General features: G+C 66.9%; 1 protein-coding gene. It reads right to left on the bottom strand.

What is annotated here, in order from left to right; genetic code table 11:
• Window positions 1–31 precede the first annotated feature (31 nt).
• Window positions 32–1,270, bottom strand: coding sequence for an IS30 family transposase (locus ACTWQC_RS35765; RefSeq protein WP_443320042.1), 1,239 nt, complete (start codon window positions 1,268–1,270; stop codon window positions 32–34).
• Window positions 1,271–1,304 lie beyond the last annotated feature (34 nt).

The following is a 1,304-nucleotide window of genomic DNA, read 5'->3' as shown; positions in this document are numbered from 1 at the left end:
CTTGGATTCAAGGGATCGTCGCAACACGTGATCACTGACGTGTGGTGGTGAGCAGTTTAGACAGGCGCTCGGCTGGGGTTTCCCAGCCGAGCGTCTTGCGTGGGCGGCCGTTGAGTTCGGTAGCGACGGCGTCGAGGTGTTCGCGGGTGTGGACGGCCAGGTCGGTGCCCTTGGGGAAGTACTGCCGCAGCAGACCATTCGTGTTCTCGTTGGAGCCGCGCTGCCAGGGGCTGCCGGGGTCGCAGAAGTAGACCGGCATGTTCGCGGCGGTGGAGAAGTTCTGGTGGCCTGCCATCTCGTTGCCCTGGTCCCAGGTCAGAGACCGCTTGAGCTGGGGCGGCAGCGTCCTGACGGTGTCTGCCAGGGCGAGGTGGAAGTGCTCGGCTCGATGCCCGTCGGGCAGATGGACCAGCATCAGGAAGCGAGTGGAGCGTTCCACCAGCGTGCCAATCGCGGAGCGGTGGCCGAGACCGACGATGCAATCGCCTTCCCAGTGCCCGGGGATGGCTCGGTCCGCAGCCTCGGCGGGCCGCTCGCTGATCATCACCATCGGTGCAGCGAAGCGCGGCCGACGCTTGGCGGACTGGCGGTTGGGCTTGCGTCTGGCCCTGCCGGTGCGCAGGGCCCTGGTCAGCTCTCTGCGCAGTTCTCCGCGGCCCTGGACGTAGAGAGCCTGGTAGATGGTCTCGTGCGTCACGCGCATCTCCAGGTCGTCGGGGAAGTCCCGGCGGAGCTGGTGGGCTATCTGTTCCGGGCTCCACCGCCTGTCCAGGCCGTCCTGGACGTAGTCCCGCAGGCGCGGGCTGAGACTCATCTTCCCGGGCTTGGGCCGAGGCCGGCGGGCGTCGGTGCGGCTCTGGGCAACGTAGGGCCCATAGCGGTACTGGTTGCCTCGCACGAGGGTTCGGTTGCGCTGTATCTCGCGGCTGATGGTGGAAGGGCTTCGGCCCAGTTCCTCAGCGATCATGCGGAGGGAAGCTTTGTTCCGCAGCCGGTCAGCGATGTAGAGGCGCTCGCCCTGGCTCAGATACCGGCCTGATGCGGCGGGGACGGGCGTCCGCGCTGATGACCGGGCGGGGGGCCTGAACCTGTCAGGGGCATCCCGGCCGTTGCGCCACTCACGGCCTGTCCGTTCATTAACACCGACCAGCCGGGATGCCTCTTTGTTGCTGTAGCCCTGACTCACGAAGCGGAAGTATTGCTCCCGCTCGCGGATCAGCCTCTTGCGCCCCTGCGCGACCGTCCGGTCCTGCCGGATCTCGAAGTCCATCGCACCCCTTGAGCTGGGGTGTTGCAACGACCAC

Source organism: Streptomyces sp. 8N616, assembly GCF_052246385.1.
Classification (GTDB): domain Bacteria; phylum Actinomycetota; class Actinomycetes; order Streptomycetales; family Streptomycetaceae; genus Streptomyces.
This window is presented reverse-complemented; position numbering and strand designations above follow the sequence as displayed.